This window comes from Lactobacillus sp. MRS-253-APC-2B (genome assembly GCF_012843675.1).
Lineage (GTDB): Bacteria > Bacillota > Bacilli > Lactobacillales > Lactobacillaceae > Limosilactobacillus > Limosilactobacillus pulli.
Genome location: NZ_JABAFO010000004.1, coordinates 84,188 through 111,187, shown reverse-complemented (window position 1 = coordinate 111,187; position 27,000 = coordinate 84,188). Strand labels below are relative to the sequence as shown.

At 47.0% G+C, this 27,000-nt stretch carries 5 protein-coding genes and 1 pseudogene; all 6 read right to left on the bottom strand.

The window, feature by feature from the left end; translation table 11 throughout:
- Window position 1 precedes the first annotated feature (1 nt).
- The gene (locus tag HF864_RS03625; RefSeq protein WP_169461745.1) at window positions 2-1,336 is read right to left on the bottom strand and encodes a DUF438 domain-containing protein; all 1,335 of its coding nucleotides are present in this window, start codon (window positions 1,334-1,336) and stop codon (window positions 2-4) included.
- Complete coding sequence (locus HF864_RS03620) at window positions 1,329-1,565, bottom strand: DUF1858 domain-containing protein (RefSeq protein ID WP_169461744.1); 237 nt, start codon at window positions 1,563-1,565, stop codon at window positions 1,329-1,331. Before HF864_RS03620 ends, HF864_RS03625 begins: the two co-directional genes overlap by 8 nt.
- Entirely contained in the window at window positions 1,546-1,878 is a 333-nt protein-coding gene (locus tag HF864_RS03615; RefSeq protein ID WP_169461743.1) for a metal-sulfur cluster assembly factor, read from the bottom strand. The genes HF864_RS03620 and HF864_RS03615 overlap by 20 nt, the downstream gene beginning before the upstream one ends.
- 224 nt (window positions 1,879-2,102) lie before the next feature.
- Window positions 2,103-3,476 (bottom strand): annotated as a pseudogene (locus HF864_RS03610) (glutamate--cysteine ligase).
- A 520-nt stretch (window positions 3,477-3,996) separates the two neighbouring features.
- Window positions 3,997-25,197, bottom strand: coding sequence for a YSIRK-type signal peptide-containing protein (locus HF864_RS03605; RefSeq protein ID WP_169461742.1), 21,201 nt, complete (start codon window positions 25,195-25,197; stop codon window positions 3,997-3,999).
- A gap of 267 nt (window positions 25,198-25,464) precedes the next feature.
- Window positions 25,465-27,000 (bottom strand): ABC transporter permease/substrate-binding protein, encoded by a 1,536-nt coding sequence (locus HF864_RS03600; protein ID WP_169461741.1) that lies wholly within the window; start codon window positions 26,998-27,000, stop codon window positions 25,465-25,467.

Sequence of the window (27,000 nt, the reverse complement as noted above, 5' to 3'; positions counted from 1 at the left end):
CCTAGCGGCGTTTTTCATCTTTGAGGCTGCGCAGGTAGGTGGCATCCTGGCCAATCTCTAGACATCCCAAATAGGTGCCATCTTCACGGCGAACGGCAATGTATTGCAGATGAATGAAACGCTCGCCATGCAGGTTGAACCAGAATTCTTCTCGATCACTGATTCCTGCATGAAAACTGGTTAAAATCTTTTTTACCTTAGGCTGTGCCTTAGGAGGATGACAATTATAGACGGACCGTCCGATTACGCTTTTAGCGCGGGGAAAGATGCGATCGGGAATATCTGAATACCAGCGTACTTGATCAGCCGCGTCGACAAAGGTCAGATCAACCGGGAGCAGTTTAAAGATCGCGATCAATTCTTCTGGACTCAGCTGCCCAGTTGCCAGGTCAATTCTGGCTTGCGGATCAACGGGCAGCGTCATTGTTGAAGTCCCCTGCTCACTTGGCTGAGTGGTTCGATTGACTTGCGCGTCAGTGGTAGCCAGTTGTTTGGCGATTTCATTAAACTGCTGACCCAGTGTGGAGTCGGTGGGCTTGTTTGCCGCGTCAGCAAGTTCCTGCTTGGTCGGCTGCCAATTGATTGGCGTTGAGATCAGCGTATAGCCGATTGCGTCCTCATCTTCTCTGACACGGGCCCAGTCAGCAGGTGTGGCAACCTCAGCCAACATGGGCAGCATGATGTCTTCTTCTTTAACGATCATGGCCAATACTTCCTGAGCGGCTTGTTCTACGGCGGCCTCAATGGCGTATTTATCAGGCAGTGGCTGCTGATTGACCAGCTGGTTGGCCTTTTTAATATATCCGCGAATGCCGTCATCAACGCCCCACATAACCTTAGGCGGTGCCGTAATGCCATATTTATCCATTAATGGAAACAAGGTATTTTCTTTTCTGGCATAATGCCGGTCGATGGTCAGCAGATCTTTTAGAGCATGCCGCATTCGTTGGAGATAATCATTGTCACTGCCGTCTTGCTGCCACTTTTTAAGACAAGGCAGCAACTCGTCGTTGATCAAGGACTCAATAATCTTGTTTTCCAGTTTCAGCGTGTAGACAGGATGCCCAGGAGTTTCAAAAGCAGCATTCGGTTTGCCTGGCGTGATGGCATCCTTAAACAGTGCCACATGTACGTTGCATAATTTTTGAATCTCACGCGGATCCAAACCATTGGCGATCAGCTGTCTTTCAGCTGCCGTAATCTCAGCTACGTCAACGTTGGCAAATTCTTGATCAAACAATTGTTGGGCCTGCTTAAAGTCGCCACCATTGCTTAAAAAAGTCAGAATCTTAACCAGCTGCTGCTGACGCTGATGGAGATTATGCTGTTCAGTCATGGTTAATCACCTCATACCCATGTCGTTTAAAAGTGTCGATTACAAGGTGCTTATCAATATTCATCGCTAGACAGCCCCGATTGATATTGACGAAACGGCCAACAGTGTCAAGCATCCCTGGAATTTTGATTTTATCAAAGCCGGCTTCGACCATAATAGCGACAAAATCAGGATCCTGTTGGGCAAGATCATATACTGGCTGGCTAAAATCAACGGTTTTGCTGGTCATGCAGGCTTCCTCCAATCCCTAACTGACGGCGTGCTTTCGATGACATTCTGGCAATGCTCCAGACTGGATACCAGACCAGCTGAACGCGAGCATCACGAATGGCTGGCACTTTTTTAGCGGCCCTTTCGATGTCATTTTGTAAAAAACTGCTTAAGGGACAGCCAGGTGTCGTTAAACTCATCTTGATACTGCAGCAGCCTTGGTCATCAACCTCAACTTCATATATCAAGCCAAGGTCAACGATGCTGACGCTAAGCTCAGGGTCAATTACAGCGGTTAACGCGTCCCATACTTGTTGCTCAATTGGGGTCATCTCATCCCTCCTAATCCGTTTCTTCGCGCTTTATTTTAGCATGGCTTGCTGACTTCCTGATTAATTTTTTACCACTCAAGTTCAGTCTTGATCGAACGCTTATTGACGATTTATCCTGTTTTTCAACCATGCGCAGTGACTGGATTCAATGAACAACAATTTAAAAAGATATAAAAAAAGTCGGTTTGAAGATCACATGATTTCCAAACCGCCTTTATCTTTATTTATGACTTATTTAGACGCCAAGTTCCTTCAAAGAGTTCCTTGGCTAGCTCATCAGCACTGATGTTGCCATTGTTTTCCTCAAAGCCGCGGAATGGACGCAGGGCTTGAATGGCGCCATCTTGGTATTTGCGGGCCTGATGCAGTGCGTAGTCAACCAATGAATCATTTTTAATCTTTTCAACTAATTGACCGCTTGGCGTGGTTTCAGGATGGTTGATCCGATATTCCAGATCATCCAAAATTTCTTGATATTCAGGACCTGCTTGAATCTGGTTGACAAACAGCTGCAGATGACGAATAAAGGCTTTAGCAGTTGGCGCGTATTCACATTGCGAAGTGGGACTTTCCAAAGCAACATGCTCGTTCATCTCATCGGCTCTGGCAATCACCCGCCCCGCCTCACTCTCTTTTAGCGAAGGGCTCATGATAAAGTAGCCTGCCAACAGCCGAATAAAGCGTAGCGTCCCGGTACGAATACCAACAGAACTGGTCGGATCCAGATCGAGCATGCGCAGTTCAATGTAGTTGACGCCCTCTTTAACCATTTTGTTCAGGTCATTGTCACCTTTAAAACGAACCTGACCATGAAACTCGGCCGATGACTGCAGTTTGCCGCTTTTAACGGCATCCATAACTTTTTTGGCATAGTTTTGAACTGAAGAGTAGTCACCGGGAAACTTGTTTTCAAAACCATATTTTTGACTCTGGCGAATACTGCGAACTGGTCGTTTCAGCGGCTGTTCACCATTTTCGAAAAAATTGGCTTCAGCAATCGGGCTGGCGCCAAACAAATAGGTCAAAAACCAACGATAGCGCATGAAACCCTGGACGATAATCTGATAAAGATAGTTTTGCGCGGCCACTTTGTTTTCAAAACGTTGCGGCAGCTGCTTATAAACTAACTCGACCAGATCATTATTAATACTCATGTTGATATGCGCGCCCGATGGAGCCCCTTCTGAAATGCTATGGTGCTTAAGCCATTCTTTAAAGTAGGCCTCTTTTTTGGGACCAGCGTGCGCGATTTGAATCTTGGAACGATCCTTAGGCAGAATCGGTGGCATCGATAATGGCCAGAGCAATTCTCCCGGTGACAGCGCGGTCCGTAAGACGGTATTGATGCTGTATAGATAATGAATGGCATCAGTAGCGTTATCAGTAGCAGGCGTTACGATCTCTGACATGGTCTCCAAAAAATCATTGGTAATCCAAGGGTTGACCTTTTCATCGCCAATCGTGTCCGGATATGGTTCCTAACTTAGATGGCCAGTCTCATCGACGCGCTGCATTTCGATTTCCAAACCCATTTTAAAGTCGGATGCCTCTAAAACGGCCTCATTGTCAAATATAATCTGTCCAATTTTGCTAAACATTAACTCGCCTCCCAGCGTCGATTAAATAAATTTGGTTTATTATAACTAAAATTTCATCTTTTTCAAACTACGTAACGGTTTTCTTTAATTATTTTAACATTAATGTATCATTCAAGCGTTTTCAACCAAACCTTTAATCATCAAATCTGCTTCACTAAGGTCGATTTTCTCGCTTGATATATGGGAATTGGTCTGATTTAAGATATATCTTTCAAAGTTTCTTATTGGCAATTCGTGGCCTTAGAGTTCTAAATGGATAGCTTTACCGCTCTATTTCTTATTTTTCAGTAATCACAAGATTGAAATTCTTAATCAAGGCAACCTGCTGCAAGAAGGCTTTTCGTTGGCATGAAATCTAATCTAGTTAAGACAATCATTTGCGATCAATTATGCTCTTGATGATATCAGCCAGTTCTTCGTCATAAAACATTACCTTATCTATATTATGTAAAGTTATTTCAAAACAAAAAAGCGACCATTTCCTTGGATGGAGAATGGTCGCTTTTGATAGTGAAATTATTTATTTATCCCCTCGTTTCTTTCTTTTAAGTCCTAAGCCGCTCAACATCCCTGCCAAGCCAAGCAGCAGGCCCCCTAAGACGGTTTGTTTGCCAGTACCTTGATTACCTGTTTGCACCAGGCGCTGGTTGTTTGAGTGGTCTGTTTGCTTACCAGTTGGCTTGTTTGCCATCCCAGCCGGTTTATCCGTGCGTGGGATACTTGGACTGACTGCTGCCGAATCAACAGAGTGCGAGTCAGACTGATCAAGCTGGTGAATGGTTTGACTGTCGTGTTTATCAGCATCCTGATTGTGATCATCTTGTTCATGGTTATGATCATCATTTAGTTCTGCTTGATAACTAACCTCAACCAGCACCGTACCGTCATTTTGCGGGATATTCTGGCTGACCGTGGCTGTGTAGCCCTTAAAAATCGGCGGCACAATCTCAGGCCAACTGATTGGGGTCCAGTCGCCGCTTGCAACTTTCTGCCCAGTTACCGCGTCAATCCGTAAGAGCCGCTTGCTGAGCTGGGTTTCTTGAACCGTCTTAACGCTCCCATCTGGCTGACGATATTTAATAACGCGTGTAACGGTTTGAGTTTCTGGCACTTCATTGATTCGATGCGTCAAATAAACGACAAATACTTGGTCTGATTGATCATCGCTGTCAAAATCAGCTGATTTCATCGCGAGATCGTCAATAGCTTGATTATTTGACGCTAAAGTATAGCCGGCGCTCAGATAAGCAGTTAATTCAGCGTTAATCTTGGCAAAATCAAGCGGTTCACCGGATAAGCCATGCAGCTTTTCTTCAGTTAACGGCTTGCCAGTCGTCAGATCAATAATCCGTACGCTGGCAGCCTGTTCATGGCCTTGGTAGAAGACATCCACAGTCTTATCAGCAGTCGCCCCATCAACCGTTTCAGCAACAATTGCGGCTTGACTCGGTGAATATCCGGCTAGACTAGGCACTTCAATCGCTGGCCAAGAAGCTTGTGACCACTTTCCGCAAATTTTGGTACCAACCGCTTTGTCGATCTTTACAGAACGGTTGATTGTGGCTGGTTGGGTAATCGTCTTCAAGGTACCGTCAGGCAGATGGTAGTTGATTGTACGAATGATGGTTTTGTCTTCCGTAGCATCTTGCCAAACATGCGTTAGGTGAACGACATAGTTTTGAACCCCATTTACTGCATGATACTTAGCAGCTTTAAAGACCGTCTGAGCGTCATTTAAGTCATCATTACCGCTGAAAGCCAATTGATAGCCGTGGTTGCGATAGCTTTCGAGGGCTTGGTTGGCCAGGCTGAAGTCAATCGAATCATTCAGTTTGCCATCCACGGTTACAGTTGATAATGTTTGTCCACGATCATCATCAACAAAATCAATGATCGCCTTTTGCTTGTCGCGGTAGTAAACCACATCGACACTGGAATTTTGCGAGGTGCCATCAACCGATGCAACGTCTACTTTAGTCTTATCCGGCGTATAACCGTTAATTTTTGGCGTTGCCTGCTCCGCATGTGCAGTCATGGTCCAAGCCGTAGTTGGCGTGGCTTGTTTGGTTACCTTGTCAAACAAAACGGTGCGCGTAATCGTTGCCGGTTGAGTAACCGTGATCACGGTCCCGTCTGGCTGATGGTAATTGATGGTTCTGGTAATCGTCTTTGCTTCCTGCCGAGTTTCTTTTTGATGCGTGACATGCACCGTAAATACTTGAACGTTGGTATCATCCGTGTCATACGCGGCACTGCCAAATGCTTTTTGTCCCATGCTGGACGTCTTAACCCGCAAACTGGCAAAAAGCATCAATCCAAAGCGCTGCAACAGTTTTGATGAAACTGGCGCTGCAGCTGCTTGGTTGGCAAGCTGATAGCCATCACTAAGCAGCTCATCCAGCTTAGCCGCGGCCGTTTGAAAATCAACCGCTGCCTGCTGTTTGCCGATCAAGTCTTCGATAAAAAGCTGCTTGCCATTATCATCATCATCAATGATTTCGGTCCGCGCTTTTTGATAACGCTTAAAGACGATCTTGCCGAGCTGGTTAGCTGGCACGAACTGTTTTTGACCAGCGACTTCCACATACCAGCGACTGCCGTCAAAGAGGACCGTTTCAGTACCGTTATTATCAGCGAGTTCTTCATACCAACCGTTAAATTCACCCGTAACGCCAGGAATTTGGTTGGTGCCAAGCGAGTCATTGGCGCCGCTGGTCTGAACCGCATCTGAATCATAATCCTGCTTGGCAAAAACCGCGGTCGTTGAGCTGGCATAGTAGGCTGGCTCACCATAGATTGGCTCGCCGACAAGCTGGCCAGTAACCAGATCAACTGTGTAGCTGACGGTTCGCCGGTACGTAACGGTTTGGACCGCCTGCTGTACTTGGGGTACGTTAGTGGCATCGTTGGTTTGGAAATTGTAGCTGATCTTTCGCGTTGACGTCGGGTAGTCCCAGAAGCTTTCTTCCTTGTAGAGAAGCGGATCAAGCGAGTCTGGCAGCTGATGGCCTTGATCGTCAGTTGGTTTTTGTTGATCAACCATGTGACTGACCGTTCCTGTTTCGTGGGCCAAAGAAATGACCACGTTCTGATCAGTCATGTCATCATGATCAAACATCGCGGGCAGTTGCTCAGACTGAACGTCACCGTATGCTTGTGCCGCGAAATATTCAGTCACGGTCTTGATCAGTTGCTGATAGCGAGCCACGGCTGCCTGATCAAGTTTGGCATCACTGGTTCCGGTTGCCAAAACGTGATCACTGATGCCAATTGAGGTCAGCAGGTCATTTGGCATGGACAGGTTTGTATTGGCCGTCCGATCAAATATAGTAAAGGTCAATTTCTGCGGGTCAGCAGCATAGGTTACGATTTTAATGATATCCAGCTGATTCCAATCAGGATCGTCGGGATGACTCGGTTCAATGACGGCCTGATCTGGTGTGTAGCCTTCGATTAGTGGTGAGGTTACCGCGGTAAAATCAGCCGAGAACGTGATTTTACCGTTCCAGTCAGTCTGCTGAGTAACCAGATCCTTAATGCCAGACTGGGTTGCCGTGATCGTTTCGACAACTGGTAAGGCGGCTTGAGTCTGGTCGGCATAAACATACTTGATCGTTTCAGTAACCTGCTTGGTCCGCTGATCAGGCTGTTGACCATGCTTTAAATAGATCGTAAAGAATTGAGGATCATCAGTCCGATCAAATTTCGCGTCAGCTAAATCTGTATCAGAAGCCAAGACGTAACCAGCTGTCAAATAGTTTTGCAACTGTGCCTGGACAGCTTTGAAATCAATTAGCTGATCAGACAATCCGTTAATCGTAATGGTTGGGAAAGTCTGCTTTAAGTCATCCTGATCGACAAACGAGACAATGGCCGTCTGCGCGATTGGTTCGTAAACCACCTTGATATTTTGGTCCAAGTCGGCGGCCCAATTATCGTTGGTAACCGTAACATTAGTAACTGGCACCTGCTTGATCTGAGCTTGATAGCCGATAAGCAATGGCGAATCAACCGAATTAAAGATGATTGGTTCAATCTTGTCTGACCAGACGATCTGATCGGTTACTAAATCACGAATACCGGTTCTAACTGCCTGTTCAGTTTGTTTATCGTTACCAAAAGTAATTTGCTGATCGGCATTTTGGTAGACATAGGTGATATTTTCGGAAATGTATTTGGTTTCGTTGACTTGCTCATGACCATGCTCAAGATAGACTTTGATAATCTGATCTTGGGTATCAATCGCATCATAGGCGACAGCTTTAAACTTTCCTTGGTCAAGACCTGGATTATTGTCGCTAAGTACATACTTAGTCAAATAAGCCGACAGTTTCTTCGCTGCTTCGCTAAAGTCAACGGCCTGCTCTGTTTTACCGGTCAGGTCAACCTTAGCGAGATCGCGATGATCAGTCTGATCGATAAATTCCACCGTCAGCTTTTGTGGATTGGCAGTATAAACGACTTCCGTATCCCGATCAGCATTAACAATCTGATACTGGATTCCTTGATCAACGGCAGCTCCATTAATTGTGGCCGTATAGCCAGCAAAAGTTGGAATGATGACTGTGACCTGGCTTGGATTAGTCTGATCAGTCGTGTATTGAACTGGAACAAAGCCCTTCATTGCCTGACCCGAGGCATCCAAAGCCTTCAAAAAGCCGTTTGGTAGATAGGTTACTGTGGTCTCAGGGGTTGGATCATCAGGGGTAGCCGTTAACCCACCAGCCAACTGATCCTTTTCATCAACGTGATAGCCAGGTACAACCGGGGTCGCAACGTTCTTTTCAAAGGTTTGCTGGCCGGTAAATTCAGAATATGAAGTTACTGTGCCGGTTACCAGATCAAGCGTTGCCGTTCGCGTAAAGACGTCAGCCACTTGATCAACATGGTCAGCGGGATTTTGCCCATTGATTCCCTGGTAATGAATCGTCTGGCTGGCATTTTTGGTTAACGTTAATTCTGGCCAGGTAATGTCCGTATCAGCATAGATCTTTTGACCGGCTTGGTATGAGTCGGTTACGCCAACCGTCTTTAAACGGTGAACCAGATGAACGACAAACGTTTGCTCAACATCATCAACATTGTCATAATAAGCAGTCTTAAACTGCGTACCATCAAGGTCGTCATTGCCATTAGCGGCAAGCTGATAACCATGATTTAGGTAGTAGTCTAACTGTTTTTGACTGCTGCTAAAGTCAATTAGCGCATCAGTATAACCATTTAGATCATCCGATGCCGAAGTCCATAATGGTGTCTTCGAGTCCACGTCATCGTCAAAGATCTGTACTTGAGCCTTTTGAGCATCAGCCGTGTAGACAACTTCCATATCAGAGCCGGCACCGGTTGTCGCGGTCATTTCCCGCTGATTGTTAGTGCTCGTGATAATTTGATCGCCAATTTTGGCCGTATAGCCTGAATAAAGCGGAATCGTTACCGTAACTCTGCTTGGGTCCTTGGCATCAGTAGTGTACTGAATACTTTGCAGCTGTGCGGAACTCAGCGTCTGGCTTTGATCCGTGAACCGCAATGACCCATTTGGTAGATAGGTTACTGTGGTATCACGATTTGGCTTTTCAGCTGTTGCCGTTAATCCATCAACTGTCTTAGCGTTTTCGGCAACGTGATAACCAGGCACGGCATCAGTGGTTTCGGGATTGAACGTCACATTGTTACCGCTAAAGGCAGAATATTCAACTTTACCAGTAACCAAATCAACCGTAGCGGTCCGCGTAAAGGCATCTTTGGCGGTCTGCGTCTTATTGCCCGGCGTATCAGTTCCTGCGCCGGCGTATTTAATGGTTTGAGTAGCATCTTCACTCAAAGTCATTGTTGGCCAAACTGGACTGTTTTCAACGTCGGAATATATCTTACCGGTTGGCTGTGAATCACCAAAGTTAAAGGTTCGTTTGCCATGAACCAGATGAACGACAAACGTTTGGTCAACATCATCGACATTGTCATAATAAGCAGTCTTAAATCGCGTGTCATCAAGGTCGTCATTGCCATTGGCGGCAAGCTGGTAGCCATGATTCAGGTAGTATTTTAGCTGATTATTGCCAGCAGTAAATTCAATCTTTCCAGCAGTCGTGCCTGACAGCTCAGTTTGCCAAATTGGTAATGCGGAATCCTTAGCGTCATCATCGAAAATCTGTATTTGCGCCTCTTGAGCATCAGCCGTGTAGACAACTTCCATATTAGAGCCGGCACCGGTTGTTGCGGTCATTTCCAGTTGATTGTTAGCGCTCGTGATAATTTGATCGCCAATTTTGGCCGTATAGCCTGAATAAAGCGGAATTGTTACCGTAACTCTGCTTGGGTCGTTGGCATCAGTAGTGTACTGAATACTTTGCAGCTGTGCGGAACTCAGCGTCTGGCTTTGATCCGTGAACCGCAATGAACCATTTGGCAGATAGGTTACGGTGGTATCACGATTTGGCTTTTCAGCCGTTGCCATAAAACCACCAGCTGTCTTATTACTTTCAGCAACGTGGTAACCAGGTATGGCATCAGTGGTTTCGGGATTGAACGTCACATTGTTACCGCTAAAGGCAGAATATTCAACTTTACCAGTAACCAAATCAACCGTAGCGGTCCGTGTAAAGGCATCTTTGGCGGTCTGCGTCTTATTGCCCGGCGTATCAGTTCCTGCGCCGGCGTATTTAATGGTTTGAGTAGCATCTTCACTCAAAGTCATTGTTGGCCAAACTGGACTGTTTTCAACGTCGGAATACATCTTACCGGTTGGCTGTGAATCACCAAAGTTAAAGGTTCGTTTGCCATGAATCAGATGAACGACAAACGTTTGCTCAACACCATCGACATTGTCATAGACGGCAGACTTAAATCGCTTGTCATTAAGGTCGTCATTGCCATTAGCGGCAAGCTGGTAGCCATGATTCAGGTAGTATTTTAGCTGATCATTGCCAGCAGTAAATTCAATCTTTCCAGCAGTTGTGCCTGACAGCTCAGTTTGCCAAATCGGTAATGCGGAATCCTTAGCATCATCGTCGAAGATCTGCACTTGTGCTTTTTGAGCATCAGCCGTGTAGACAACTTCCATATCAGAGCCGGCACCGGTAGCTGCGGTCATTTCCCGTTTATTATTGGCGCTCGTGATGATTTGATCGTCAATTTTAGCTGTGTAGCCTGAATAAAGCGGAATCGTTACCGTAACTCCGCTTGGGTCGTTGGCATCAGTAGTGTACTGAATGCTTTGCAGCTGTGCGGAACTCAGCGTCTGGCTTTGATCCGTAAACCGTAATGATCCATTTGGTAGATAGGTTACGGTGGTATCACGATTTGGCTTTTCAGCCGTTGCCGTTAATCCATCAACTGTCTTAGCGTTTTCGGCAACGTGGTAACCAGGCAAGACATCAGTGGTTTCGGGATTAAACTTCACATTGTTACCGCTAAAGGCAGAATATTCAACTTTACCAGTAACCAAATCAACCGTAGCGGTCCGCGTAAAGGCATCTTTGGCGGTCTGCATCTTATTGCCCGGCGTATCAGTTCCTGCGCCGGCGTATTTAATGGTTTGAGCAGCATCTTCACTCAAAGTCATTGTTGGCCAAACTGGACTCTTTTCATCGGAATACATCTTACCGGTTGGCTGTGAATCACCAAAGTTAAAGGTTCGTTTGCCATGAACCAGATGCGCAACAAATGTTTGCTCAACATCATCGACATTGTCATAGACGGCAGACTTAAATCGCTTGTCATTAAGGTCGTCATTGCCATTAGCGGCAAGCTGGTAGCCATGACTCAGGTAGTATTTTAGCTGATCATTGCCAGCAACAAATTCAATGTTTCCAGCAGTCGTGCCTGACAGCTCGGTTTGCCAAATCGGTAATGCGGAATCCTTAGCATCATCGTCGAAGATCTGCACTTGTGCCTTTTGAGCATCAGCCGTGTAGACAACTTCCATATCAGAGCCGGCACCGGTTGTCGCGGTCATTTCCCGCTGATTGTTAGCACTCGTGATAATTTGATCGCCAATTTTGGCCGTATAGCCTGAATAAAGCGGAATCGTTACCGTAACTCTGCTTGGGTCGTTGGCATCAGTAGTGTACTGAATGCTTTGCAGCTGCGCGGAACTCAACGTCTGACTTTGATCCGTGAACCGCAATGACCCATTTGGCAGATAGGTTACCGTCATCTCAGGGTTTGGATCATTGGGATTGGCCGTTAACCCACCAGCCAGCCGATCATTTTCGGCAACATGATAACCAGGCATAGCCGGAGTCAAAACGTCCTTTTCAAAGATTTTCTGACCAGTGAATTCGGAATATGACACTACCGTACCAGTTGCTAAATCAATCGTCGCCGTCCGCTTAAAGACAGCAGCTGCTTGATCAACATGGTCAGCAGGATTTTGCCCATCGATTCCCTGGTAATGAATCGTCTGGCTGGCATTTTTGGTTAACGTTAATGCTGGCCAAGTAACGTCCGTGTCAGCATAGATCTTTTGACCAGCTTGGTATGAGTCGGTTACGCCAACCGTCTCCAAGCGGTGAGCGAGATGAACGACAAACGTTTGCTCAACATCATCAACATTGTCATAATAAGCAGTCTTAAATTGCGTACCATCAAGGTCGTCATTGCCATTAGCGGCAAGTTGGTAGCCATGACTCAGGTAGTATTTTAGCTGATCATTGCCAGCAACAAATTCAATGTTTCCAGCAGTCGTGCCTGACAGCTCGGTTTGCCAAATCGGTAATGCGGAATCTTTAGCGTCATCGTCGAAGATCTGCACTTGTGCCTTTTGAGCATCAGCCGTGTAGACAACTTCCATATCAGAGCCGGCACCGGTTGTTGCGGTCATTTCCCGCTGATTGTTGGTGCTTGTGATGATTTGATCGCCAATTTTGGCCGTGTAGCCTGAATAAAGCGGAATCGTTACCGTAACTCTGCTTGGGTCGTTGGCATCAGTAGTGTACTGAATGCTTTGCAGCTGCGCGGAACTCAGCGTCTGACTTTGATCCGTGAACCGCAATGATCCATTTGGCAGATAGGTTACGGTGGTATCACGATTTGGCTTTTCAGCCGTTGCCATAAAACCACCAGCTGTCTTATTACTTTCAGCAACGTGGTAACCAGGTACGGCATCAGTGGTTTCGGGATTAAACGTCACATTGTTACCGCTAAAGGCAGAATATTCAACTTTACCAGTAACCAAATCCACCGTGGCGGTCCGCATAAAGGCATCTTTGGCGGTCTGCGTCTTATTACCCGGCGTATCATTTCCTGCCCCGGTATATTTAACGGTCTGAGTAGCATCTTCACTCAAAGTCATTGTTGGCCAAACTGGACTCTTTTCATCAGAATACATCTTACCGGTTGGCTGTGAATCACCAAAGTTAAAGGTTCGTTTGCCATGAACCAGATGTGCGACAAATGTTTGCTCAGCATCATCGACATTGTCATAATAAGCAGTCTTAAATCGCTTGCCATCAAGGTCGTTATTGCCATTAGCGGCAAGCTGGTAGCCATGACTCAGATAGTAGTCTAACTGTTTTTGACTGCTGCTAAAGTCAATTAGCGCATCAGTATAACCATTTAGATCATCCGATGCCGAAGTCCATAATGGTGTCTTCGAGTCCACGTCATCGTCAAAGATCTGTACTTGAGCTTTTTGAGCATCAGCCGTGTAGACAACTTCCATATCAGAGCCGGCACCGGTTGTCGCGGTCATTTCCCGCTGATTGTTAGTGCTCGTGATAATTTGATCGCCAATTTTGGCCGTGTAGCCTGAATAAAGCGGAATCGTTACCGTAACTCTGCTTGGGTCCTTGGCATCAGTAGTGTACTGAATGCTTTGCAGCTGCGCGGAACTCAGCGTCTGGCTTTGATCCGTGAACCGCAATGATCCATTTGGCAGATAGGTTACGGTGGTATCACGATTTGGCTTTTCAGCCGTTGCCGTTAATCCATCAACTGTCTTAGCGTTTTCGGCAACGTGGTAACCAGGCAAGACATCAGTGGTTTCGGGATTAAACTTCACATTGTTACCGCTAAAGGCAGAATATTCAACTTTACCAGTAACCAAATCAACCGTAGCGGTCCGCGTAAAGGCATCTTTGGCGGTCTGCGTCTTATTGCCCGGCGTATCAGTTCCTGCGCCGGCGTATTTAATGGTTTGAGTAGCATCTTCACTCAAAGTCATTGTTGGCCAAACTGGACTCTTTTCATCAGAATACATCTTACCGGTTGGCTGTGAATCACCAAAGTTAAAGGTTCGTTTGCCATGAACCAGATGTGCAACAAATGTTTGCTCAATATCATCGACATTGTCATAGACGGCAGACTTAAATCGCTTGTCATTAAGGTCGTCATTGCCATTAGCGGCAAGCTGGTAGCCATGACTCAGGTAGTAGTCTAACTGTTTTTGACTGCTGCTAAAGTTAATTAGCATATCAGTATAACCATTTAGATCATCCGGTGCTGAAGTCCATAATGGTGTCTTCGGATCCACGTCATCGTCAATGATCTGTACAATCGCGGTTTGTGGATTGGCGGTATAGGTAACCGTGGTATCAGTTGCCGGATCATCTGGAGTAAACGTGTAGGTAATCAGCTCCGTACCGCTATTTGGTACATCAATCGTTCCCTGCTTTTGTTCAATATGAGCCGTGTATCCCGGATCAACTGAAATTGTTCCGGATATAGCCGCGTTATCTTTACCAGTTGTATAGGCCGTCTGCTGACCATTTCTTTGATCAAGATATTTGCCATTTGCATAGTAGTAAACCGTAGTTTCATTTTTCAGATTATTTTCTGCTTTGGCAGTAAAGCCCGCAGTACTTGGTTTTTTAGTGTGATAACCGGCAATCACCGGATTCTGCTTGTCTTCAAAAACATGCGTACTGAATTCGCCAGTTTTTAACACTTTTCCAGTAACTTTATCGATGGTTACCGTCCGCGTTAATACGGCTTGATTATGAACGTCTTTAACCTGTTCGTTATCGGCACTGGATCCATCGGCATATTGATAGATGATACTGCGCACGGCTTGGCGGGTTAGATTACTGGAGCTGACGTCTTTTGGCCAGGTTGCCTGAGAAGGCGAGCCCGGAGACATCTCATTACCGACTGTTGGCAGTTGATCCTGATTCTTACCATCAAGCGTAATGCTTTCGTGAATCAGCTTAACGACAAAGTTCTGATCAACAGTGTCATCGTTGTCAAAATTGGCTTGAGCAAATTTATCCATGCCAGCTTCATATTGATATCCTGCCTCCAGCAATTTTTCAAGCAATGCATTGGCAGCAGTAAAGTCAATCTCAGCACCTTGCTGCCCTTCCAGATCAACCTGCATGTAAAGATTGCCATCACCAGTCGTCAGATAACCATTGACCAAAGTCTGCTTATCGTTTTGATCATCATCAATGATTTGAATCGTTGCTTTCTGATAATGCAGATACGTTAGCATTACGGTTGTTGACTGGTTGGCAGCTTGACCTTCCTTTGACGTGTCCGGCTGCAAGAAGGCATCGTCAGCGTTCAATGTCGAACTTAGGTACCAGCCGGCAAAACTACCAGTTACTGCTGGCATTGTTGCGTTTCCCAGGTTATCGTTGGCACCTTCAGTCGTGATCTTGCCATCGCTGTCCATGGTTATTTTCGTTGGTCCAGTTTTGGCACTGGCAAATTTCCATGCTGCGTGGTCGCGCGTTATGGTACCGTCCACCAAGTCGATCGTGTAAACAATTGGCCGCGTGTAGGTCACAGTCTGATCAACCTCACCTACCTGAGGCTTGCTTTGGGCATTACCCTTAAACTCAAAATTGATCGTTCGCGTAGCCGTGGTGGTGTCAGTATAACTTCGCTTGCTATAGTCGCTATTTTTCCACAAGTAAACGGCCTGCTGATTATCTGTATCAGTAACTGTTCCGTTATTTTCTGCATTTAGCGCGGTTTGCGCATCCTTAAACTCCGCGTAGTCATGAACAACCTTAATTGTCACGGTTTGATTATTATCATCGTCATGATCAAAGAAGGCTGGCAAGGAATCAGCGGGAACCAGCTTGTAGCCACGTTTAACCAAGTCATCCTTTAAAGCTTGGTATTTATCAGCTGTTGTTTGAGATGCTGCACTGGCGTCACTGACTCCCACGGCCAAACGCCCAGTCGTTGCATCGTTATTCAGTTGATCTTCCTTAGCTACAGAAATATTTTTACCCAACGTCTGGTCATAGATTTGGTAGACGATCAGCTGTCGATCCGGCGTGTAGGTAACCGTCGAATCTTGACCGGCTCGATCATTTTGTAGTTTGATAACCTGATTCTGAATGCTGGTTTGCTTGTTGGGGATTAGCGTCTGATCGGTCTTACTGTCCTGATTGGTTTCAAACACCGCGGTATAGCCTTGGTAGGTTGGTACCGTAGCCGTTACGGTGCTGGCATCATCATCTTCGGTAAGATAACTGGTCCCAGTTGCATCCGTCCGGTAGCTAACTTGACCATCTTGATCATAAACCGGCTCATTAATCTTTTTCCAAGTACCGTTTGTTTTGTATTTGACTTGATATGTAACATCCAAGTTACTATCGGTCTCATTACCTTTTTCATCAAACGTTGCTGAGGCAGTCTGACCGGCCACGACCCTATCCTTAAAGTTCACATAACTGTAATAATCAATGGTTGGCGAGATAACGTCAGCAAATTTATGAGTGGTAAAGTTCGAGTACTTAATAACCTTGCCCGTGACCTTGTCAATTGTTACCGTTCGCGTCAACACCGCCGTCTGCACATTGCTTTCATGTGCTTGGCCGCCGCCTTGATACAGATATTCGATAGTCTGGGTGGCCTGGCGCGTCAAATTTTCATAGCTAACGGCATCTGGCCAGACAACCGTATTGTCAGAATCAGGATTAATTTTTTCGCCAATGGTTGCTTGACTGGTCTTGGTATCGGTATTAACGCCAATTATCGCTGTCCCATGTTTAAGGTAGACCGTGATCATTTGGTCTCCGGTATCGTCACTATCAAAGTTCGTGGCCGTGAACGTGCTTCCAGTCAGCGCTGATGTCTTCTCCGTATCGACAACGTAGCCGCTCTTTAAGAGATCATTCAGCTTGTCTTGCGCGGTCTTGAAGTCGATTGCCGTGTCTTGCTTTTGAGCCACGTTAGCCGCATTGGCATCTTTGGTATTTTCTTCATCATAAAGCAAAATGTTATTGGCATCTTCATCCACGATCTTGATGTAGGCATTCTGCAGCTTTTTAAAAGTCAACGTGATTGAAGAAGCGACATTTGCCCCAGCTTGATCAGTCCGTGGCGATGGAGCCTGAGCCGCGCTGGCATCCCCGCTGGCCAGATACCAGCCGTCAATCTGACCACTAACCGTTGGGAAAATATCGTCATTAAAGTTAGTGGCCGCGCTTAAAGTCGTCTGGCCATTCTGGTCAATCGTGGTCGTCGTCCCTTGGCTGGTGGTTCCCATGACTTTTGGATCTATTTGCCAGGTTTGATAATCACGAGTCGCGGTTCCTGTAACCAGATCAATCTTATAACTGATTGGGCGCGTATAGGTCACGACCTGCGTCACCTTTTGGCCGTTTACTTTGGCGATTGCTGACGGCAAGGCGGTATTGCTAGTGAACGCAAAAGTTACGGTTCTGGTTGACGTGGCGCTTTCTTGATAGCTGTTGACGTTGGTCAGCGTAGTGTTTTTCAATGCGCTATCCAAATAAGCCGTACGCCCAGATGCGGCCGTTAAGCGCGAATCGTTCGTCAGCTGTGTTGATGTCTGGGCCGTATCATGCCGCAGATAGATGATAAAATTCTGATCCTCATTGTCTTTGGCGTCATAGGTATCAGCTGCAAAACCATCAGCGGTGCCAACTGCTGTCCCGTTGCCATTCGTGCTGGCATGATCAAAGACATAACCGTGACTAAGCAGTTCAGCCAGTGTGGAGTTGGCCTTTGCAAAGTCAATCGATGTCCCCTGCTTGTATTGCCCATCAGCTTTTGTTTCATCATAAAGCGTGCCTTGATTTTCCGTTGGGTTGGCATCGATAATTTGAATCCTGGCCTTGGCGTATTCTTTGTATTCTAAAATGACCGTTTGATTCAATCCTTGCCCGTTAGCTAATGCCGGGAGGGTTTGTTTGCCAGTTGCCGAATCAGAGTTGACTTGATACCAACCCGCGAAACTACCACTGACGGCCGCAACATAGCCGGCTTCTTGCTCATCAGCGGTGACCATCGTAGCAGTTGTTTCAGCTTGGCCGCCATTAACCGCTGTCCGAACCTGCTTGCCACTTGGAGTGCTGGCAACAAACTTCCATTCTCCATAAGTCGGCGTTTCTTTCCCCGTTACCAGGTCGATGGTATAGCTAACCGTTCGCGTCCAGGTAACCGTCTGAACGCAGTCGCTGATGTTTGGCTTGGTTGTCGAGTCGCCGTCAAAGACGAATTTGGCAGTGCGTTTCGAAGTAACCGTCTGGACGTAGCTGGCCGGATTGGTAACTTTCGGATTGCTCTTCACGTTATCAACGTAATCAATCTGCTTGCCGCTGGTGTCTGTAATTGAGGTTAGGTTGGGATCAACTGCCTGGTCTGTTTTGGCTTCATCATGAATCAGGTAAACCTTGAACGCTTGATCCTGAGCATCTTCATTATCATAATTGACCGCTTTGAAACTGGTTTGACCATCGCTTATCTGAACATCGTTATTGTGATGATCAGCAGTATCGTTGGCCAACAGATAGCCATGGGTCAGATAGTAATTCAACTGAGCATTGGCATCATAAAAATTGATTGCTTCATTAGTAACGCCATGAACGTTGTAATTGCTCAAAACATCACCGGTAGTAGAATCAATAATCTGAATCGTGGCTGCCTGCTTGTCGGCCTGATAGCTGATTTCAATCACTGAATCAGGGGTAGCGGCAGTAACAGCTACTACTTTTTGCGTTGGCGTCGTTGGCGTATAGCCTTTGACGATTGGGGTCGATTGACTGCTCCAAATCGAGCTGCGTGTAACCTCGCTCTGCGTCGTGGTTTTATCAGGCAACTGAGTTTCAATCCAGGCATAGTTGGCATTACCGGTTGACCAGCTGCTGGCGGTCTGCATCCCTGTTACATGATCCGTCGTGATGGAACGCGTAAAGCGCACAATCTGGGTTTTCGTTTCCGTCGTGCCATCTGGCAAATGATAGATAATCGTTCGAACCACATCTTTATACGTTCCGGCGGGTGGATTGCTGGTTGAGTAATTAGCGGTTGTCCGATAGTGCAGCATTGGAACTACCAATGTCTGCATGGAATCAAGAAAAGGTTTGACATCAAGCTGGTAGACAGTGCTGGAATTTCCAGCTGCCGTCGTGGTCGTTGTTGCCGTGACATCAGACGCTGCGCTGTCCATGACGAAATGATAGTGCTTAACGGTTATGGTATTGCCGTCATTGTCAACGGTCGCAGGTTCAGTCGTGATCGTTTCCGTAATCTGACCAGCCGTGGTGTTGCCGGCAGTATAAGTATAGGTCAGGGTTTCAGTTTGACTGCGATCCGCGTTGTCAGTCGTAGTGTCATTGATGAGCTTGGCAGTGCCGGTCTGCGTATCCACCCCTAGGCGATAGCCATTTTGATTGAGGAATTGATTTAAGTACTGGTTGACCAGGTCGACATTAATCGACTTGCCAAAATAACCGCTCGCCGTGTTGGTATAAATCGATTGAAAGTCAAAATCATTCGTGCCGGTCTTAGGATCAGCAGCAACCGTCGTATCAATCATCCCGATCACTGCTGATTCGACTTTCGGACTAAACGTTATATTAACAACCTGACTGGCAGTCTGTTCCGTAATCCCGGTCAGCTCATCAACGACTGCTTGACTTGGCACGTAACCAGTGATGTCTTGCTTGGCATCTTTTGCCACCTGTGCGGTATCGAGCTTGCCAAAAGCAGCTACTTGGTTAACGTTGCTTAGCTTACTGTCAGTCGTCTTTCCGTTGGCCGTGGTACTCAGTGTCGTCTGAGCGCTATCAAAAGTCCAGTCGCCATAAATGTTTCGCTCATCAACCAAATCTTCAGTAACCGTCCGCTTGAAATCAACGGCCTGGACATAGGTACGCGTCGTGCCATCAGGAAAGACATAGTTGATCGTTCGCGTTACTTCGCGCTTTTCATCCCCTAGATTTTGGGTGCCATGTTTTAAATAAACCGTAAAGACGTTTTGAGTACTGTCATTGGCAAAGGTTCGCTGCGCAAACGTCTTTAAATCATCATTGACTGCCTGGTGTTCAAGCGAACGATTTGAATCGGCCACAAAGCCCTGGTTTAGATAGTCAGATAAGGCCGCATTAGCAGACGTAAAATCAACTGGATCACCGGTTTTCCCAGCCGTTTCCTGAGTCCAAAGCGTAACTTTGCCATCATCTTCTTCATCGATAATGTTGATCATCGCGCTGCGATAGTCGCTTGGCCGGCTGTAGTATACCAAAACGATCTGATTTCCTGTCGCGTGCAAAACAGTTTGTTCGGAAACAATTTCTTTATCAGGATAGTAGCCATCTGGGATGTGTGTTGGATCCGTTTCATGGGTGGGCGAAACAGCCTTATCCCACTGACCAGTCGTCCACTTGCTATAAGTCGTGGCGCCAGTGACCAGATTAACGGTTTTGGTCCGCATTAAAACTGCTGACTGCGAAACGGTCTTAAACACGTTGCCATTCACAATATAGTTAATGGTCCGCGTCAGCTTTTTAGTTTCTTCAGTTGCCTGCGTGCCCTCTTTTAAATGAACGGTAATACTTAACGGTTCTAAGCCATAGACTGTCGTGGCAAAATGCTGATTATCGCTGGCAACATTGTCTTGACTGGCCAAAACATAGCCGTTTTTGATAAACTCTTGCAGCTTACCATTCGGGCTGACATTGTCCAATGAGATTGCTGGCTTGTCAAAATCAACTGCTTGACCATACGTCCCCGTCAGGTCAGCTTGGGCCAGCGTTGTATTTTGCGTATCGTCAATAATCGTGATGTTAGCATGCTGCACGATTGGCGTGTAGACTACGTTAATGCTCTTATCAGGAGTGGTATTGGTTACCGTCTCGCTGACGATTACGTCCCGGCTTGCTTGATAGCCAGGTACAGCAGGAACGGCGTACTCCGGCCAGGCTGCCGTGATTGTCCAATCACCATAGCTTCGGCTGCCCGTTACCAGATCAGTCGTGGCTGCTCGCGAGATTTGTACTGTTTGAGTCACGATCTTGGTTCCGCTTGGCAGTTCCAGATTAATAGTCCGCGTCATGTCGGCATATTCTTTGCTGATTGACTTCTGATGCTGCAGATGAATCTCATATTCCTGGGCAGTCGCACCATAAATATCAGCCGCCGACAGACTGTCTAACTTGCCATTGCGATAGGCAATCGTAAACTTGGCAGAGTTGTTCTTATTGGCCGTATTGAAGGTATAGTTGCCGGTTAAGTATTTTTTCAGCTGCGTGATCGCCTGGTTAAAGTTGACCTGCCCAGCCGTTGTCCCCGACACCTGATATTCGTTTAATTCAGCATTGCCGGCATCGTCATCAATAATCTTAATGGTTGCCGTTGCTGAATTTGGCACGTAGATTACGTTGACAACCTGATCAGAGGTCGTGTTATAGACAGAGGTTTGTGCAAGATCGTTTTCACTGGCAACATAGCCGTCAACAGCTGGAATCTCAAATGCTTCCCAGGCGCCGCTATTCCAGGTGTCGCTGACGGTATCGCCAGTTACGTTGTCGGTTATGATCGTCTCCGTTAAGGCACAGCTCTGCACCGTTTTCGTAGTGGTCTGATCCACGTTATGCAGGTAGATTGTCCGTGTAATTGTCTTGTTTTTAGTGGCGGTCGTCGTGCCGTGAACTAAGTAGACTTGATAATTTTGGACGGTCGCGTCATCAGCGTCATATTGATTGGCAAACGAGTAGACCCCGTCTTTTTCGGTGACCACCGCCCCATTCTTAAACGTATAGGTGGTAGTGCCATTATCATCTTGAATGGCAGCCAGTGACTGATCCAGCTGATAGCCAGCCTTTAGATAGGCATTCAGCTGCGCGTTGGCGTTTGCGGCGGATTCGGCAGTCACGGTATTTTCCTTGCCATCGGGATCCTTGGTCGTGACGCTGACGATTTCCGTAACCTGATCACAGTCAATATCTGCTCCCTGCTGTCCTTTGACAGTATAGGTGTTTAGCAGGCTTGCCTTGTCAGACTGACCAGAATTGATGCCTTCATCCAAAATTGAAATGGTGGCTGCGGCCAGTTTCTGATAGGTCAGAGTTAGGGTCTGCGTCTGCCCAGGCTTAACCGCGTGGGCTTTTAAGATGTCATCAGCCGTCGCCGCGGCATCAAGCGAGTCAGTGACGGCACTGATTGCCAGATACCAGCCGGCAAACGTTAATGGCGTGATCGCATCCAACCGCGCGCTGCCATCACTGGCTGGCGTGGCAGCAATCTGCCAATCACCATTGTTTTTAGTTACCGCTCCCGTTGCCAGATCCACCGTATAGCTGTTGGTCCGGTTAAACGTTACGGTTTGCGTTTGGTCGGTCGCGGTTGGCACTTGGCTCGTTGCATCATTGCTGCTAAAAGCATATTTAACGACGCGGCTGGCGGTAGTGGTATCCAGATAGCTGTTTTCGCTTAACAGTGCCTGCTGATCCGCAGCACTTAAGCTGACTCCGCTTGGCAAGACCAGCTTTTGCGCGTCAGCAGCCGAATTGATCACCGCTGTTTGATGAATCAAATGCACGGTGAAATTATTGTTTTCACCATATACTGCCGCTTTGAAGCTGCCGTTTTCATCCAGACAGTCATTGCCAGTCGCAGCCAAGGCATAGCCAGCTTTCAGATAGGCTGCCAGTTGGTCGGCGGCTTGGCTAAAATCGATTGACTGATCGGTAATGCCAGTCAATTCAGCCTTGACTAACTGCTTTCCCTGATCAGTGTCATCGACAAACAAGACTTCGCCTGTTTGCTGCCGAGGCGTGTAGGTAACGGTAATCGACGCTGGATTAGAACTATCAGCAGCTACCGTTGCCCCGGTAACGAGGATATTATTGCTTTGATCCACGGTTTGAGTGGCGCCGGTAATCTGAACGTCGTAGCCGGCCAGTTTAGGAACCACAAAAGTAAACGTGCCGCTGGTTTGGCTGTCGGTTAATGCAATCGTTTGGGTTTGAGGTGTCGGCGTCTTTGCACCCGCCCCGGTAAAAGTAATGGTTTGGGTAAACTGGGCCTTGATTGGCAGGTAAACGACCTGGATATCACGGATGGCATCAGTCGGCGTAATAAACTGCTGCCCATCTTTTGGCACGTAGCCGCTGACTGCCGGCAAAGCAGTTTGTCCGACCTTAGTGGCATCATTGGGATCGTTTTGATAATTTATCGTTGCTAATACGTTGCCAGCTTCGTCAACGGCTTGCAGGACGCCGATCTTGGCATAGCTAACGGTTGCCGTCTGATTTTCATGATCAGGTGAAGCAGTTATCTGAGCTTGGCTGGCAATCAAGCCATCAACGACCGGCGTGGCAATTACCGCTGCATCAGTCGTCTGCGGGACCCAGTCAGTTTTGGTCGTACTGGTTGCTGGGTCATAGCTGATCGTGCCAATAAAGACGACATCACGTTCAGCAGCTGCTGGGGTAGCATCCCCCGCGCCGCTATAGTTAACCGTCAAATGAACGGTCTTAGAAGTAGTTGGCTGCTGCAGCTTAACCGTAATCGTTTGATCTTGATCGTCTTCATCATCATATGTATAGTCCGCGTTGAGGTCACCATCCAAGACTGTATAGCCGGCTTGTTCAAAATTATTCAGCATCGTCTGTGCCGCGGTCAGATCAATTTTTTGATCAGTCTTGCCTAGCAGTGGCAAGGAGTAGACATTTTGCTGGTCAACGTAAAACGCGACCGTGGCTTTTTGATCGTCTGGCGTATAGACCACTTCAATTGTCTGGTCACTATCGGTATGCGAAATACTGCTGTCATCTTCAGCGGCGACGGTTTTGAGATTTGGCGTGTAGCCCTTTATTGTCGGTGTATCAACCGCGGTAAACCCATTGTTCTTCAGTTTCCAGGTGTCTTGCAGCGTTTTGCCGTTTTGCAGATCCTTAACAATTGTCTCTGTAAAGACGGCCGTTTGGGAAACTGATTCCGGATTGTCTTTAGCACCGGTATACGTGATCTTCCGGGTAATCGTTTTGTCAGTCGTCGTGGTCGCCTGCTGATGAACCAGGTAAACTTTGAAGGTTTGAGTAGTATTGTCATCCGTATCAAATTCAGCTGTCTTAAAGGTTCCATCGGCATCAACCCAGTCATTGATCGTAGCCAGCGCGTACCCCGCCTGTTCTAAATCGCTCAGCGCGGTCGCGGCCGTCGTAAAATCAATCTGTCCTTCAGAAACACCGCTGATAGCGACTGTTTTGATGGTCTGATTTTGATCATCGCAATCAATAAAATCAACTTGGCCGTTTTGCTGATTCGGTGAATAGATAACACTGATATTTTGATCAGCAGTCTGATAAGTGACATTGTCGTCAGCCGCAATTTCCGTGACGTTTGGCGTATAGCCGTCAATTGCTGGCACGATTACGCTCGGCCACGAATCACGCTCCTTATCCCAGGTTCTGGTCAGGCCGCCAGTTTGCTCGTCACGCGCGTTGGTCTGCGTAAAGACGATTGAATATGTAGCATTAGCTGGGGTATGCGTCCCCGCGCCGGAATATGTAATCGTTCTGGTAACGGTTTTAGTCGATTTTAATGGCACGTAATAAATCTTAGTGTCATCAGTCGCGCTGTTTGGCGTATGGATACCTTCATCGCTGGCTTGCATCGTTATATAACCAGCAATCGTGGGCACGGTATAGGTTACTTTGGTCGCGTCCGCTGCGTCATTTTGATAAGCTTGCGAGTCGACATAGGCACCATTGGCATCGGTTTGGATCACCGTACCATCTTCAGCAACTGGAATTACCTTGCCAACCTTTTGATATTTGACATCGGTGTTAAAACTTGGATTCAAAGCAGACAAAAGATGCTTCTGGCCATTAACCTCAACGACCAGATTTCCCTGCTCATCCAAACTGACTTCTTGATCCACGGCTGATGCATCAGCTACATATCCTTCAACTACTGGTGTCGTGGTTTGGATGCTGGCATGGTTCTGCTGCCATGTATAAGTAGTCGTTGTGGTACCATCGTTGATTGTCTGGTGCTGGATGCCATTAAAAGTCAGTTGGCGCGTTTCTTGTAGCGGATTATTAGCTGCTCCTTCATAAGAAACCGAAATCGTCAGTTGGCGGCTCACCGCGCTTTCCGTCGTGGTGTTACCACTGGCAGCTGAATCCGCCGTTGGAACGGTGCTTACCGGTGTTGTGCTACTGGTTGTCTGAGACGTTGGTGTACCGGATTGACTTTCACCAGCTGATGCCCCACTGCTATTTGAAGCAGTCGCGGTTGATTGACTAGCGGGACTAGCTGCAGCGCTTGCATTATCATCACCAGCCGTGGCGGTTCCCGCGGTTAGCGAGTTGCCGGTCGGCGTGACATCATTCGTCTGCGCGGTTAAGTTGGCCGGGCTGGCGGTCGTATCCGCGCTGACCTGACTGTTATAAGCAGCAAAAGTCGTGCCGACCAATACCGAAACAACGCCAATCGTTAGTTTTTTAATTGCGTAGTGCGGCTTTTGGTCGCTGTCTTTTCTTTGTCGTTCTTGAACGTTGTTTTTTGATACCATCCGAATCACCCCAATATATCTTCTAAATGGTTAAGCTAGGTGGAATTGAGTTGATCAATAACACTTCAAAAACATTGCTAAATCAATGAGTACAAGCTCCAAATAAACAAAAACGCTTTCAATTCCACTTACTTTGCGTTCATTATATAACAAAATAAAATATCACATAACAAAATAAAATATCTTAACTAGCAGTAATTTTAAGCAACTAAAAAGATCTCCGCGAGCTGCAGGTTGGCTTTTGGAGATCCTGGGTAACGATAAGATTTAGTTGTTGCCTTTAATTAAATGATGCTTGACTAGATATTCATGAGCAACCTGACTGGCTTTTCGATGCTGAACCGTTACTTGATAGTTCATTTCCTGCATGTCTTTTTCGCTGATCTTGCCAGCCAACTTGTTCAGACTTTTAACGACCTGGGGATGCTTTTTGGCAAACGAGGCCTTCATCAAAGGTGCTCCTTGATAAGGTGGGAAGAAATGCTGATCATCTTTAAGCACCTTGAGATGATACTGTCGCACTTGCGGATCTGTCGTATAGCCATCGACCAGATTGACACGACCAGCAGCAATTGCCTGGTAACGCAGCGCGGGCTCCATCGTCTTTACCTGTTTGAAGTCTAGGTTATACGCCGTTTTTAGACCTAGATAGCCGTCTTTTTGATTGGCAAAGTCTGGATCAAAGCCGGCTGTGATCTGATCGTTGATTTTAGTCAAATCGCTGAGCTTGGTAAGCTGATGTTCCTTGGCAAAATCAGCGCTGACAGCCAGGTCGTAGCCATTTTGATACTTCATCGGCTTCAGATACGTCAGGTTGTATTCCTGCTTCAACAGACGTCGCGCCCGTTGGTATGTCTTAACCGGATCACGTGGCGTCGCTCGTTGGTCATGAACCAGCGACTGTAAAACGGTTCCGGTAAACTCAGGATAGATATCGATCTGATCATTGCGCAGCGCACGGAATAAAAAGCTGGTACCGCCAAAGTTAGCCTTTAACTCGACCTTGGCATGCGGATCGTCATTTACAATCAGATCTTTGTACATGTGGATTAAAATATTAGGTTCGCTCCCTAGTTTACCGGCAATCACGATTGGCTCTGATTCGCTTTGAGTGCTGCTCCAGGCTCGCCAACCGCCAAACCCAACCAAAGCAAGCACGGCCACGATGATTCCCTGCTTGAGATGTTTTTGGGAAGCACCGACATATTTTAGCAGTGCCGACATCAAAAGCGCCAACATTGCCGAAAGCCCTGCTCCAATAATCAGGTAGGCGTTGTTGTTTTGATTGATTCCCAGCATAATGTAGGTCCCTAGCCCACCGGCACCAATTAAAGCGGCGAGGGTTGCCGTCCCGATAATCATGACTAAGGAGATGCGAATTCCGGATAAGATCACGGGCAGCGCCATGGGCAATTCAAGTCGCGTCAGCTTTTTCCAGCGCGAAAGGCCAAATGCCGTCGCGGCTTCTTCGAGATTTGGGTCAACGCTGCGCAGGCCAGAATAGGTATTTTGATAGATCGGCATAATGCCGTAAACGACCAGGGCAATCAAAGCTGGCACGCTGCCGATCCCAACTAGCGGAATCAACAGTCCCAATAGTGCCAAACTAGGAATCGTCTGCATCACTCCGGCCAGCTGCAAAACAATCTCGCCGGCATGTCGACTGTTTTTCAGCAACACTGCCAATGGAATCGCAATCAGCATGGCAATCACCAGCGCCCAAAACGATAACGAAAGATGTTCCCACAGTGCCTGCTCAATCTGACTTTTTTGCGTTGCGATCGTATTAAGCAATTCAGTCAT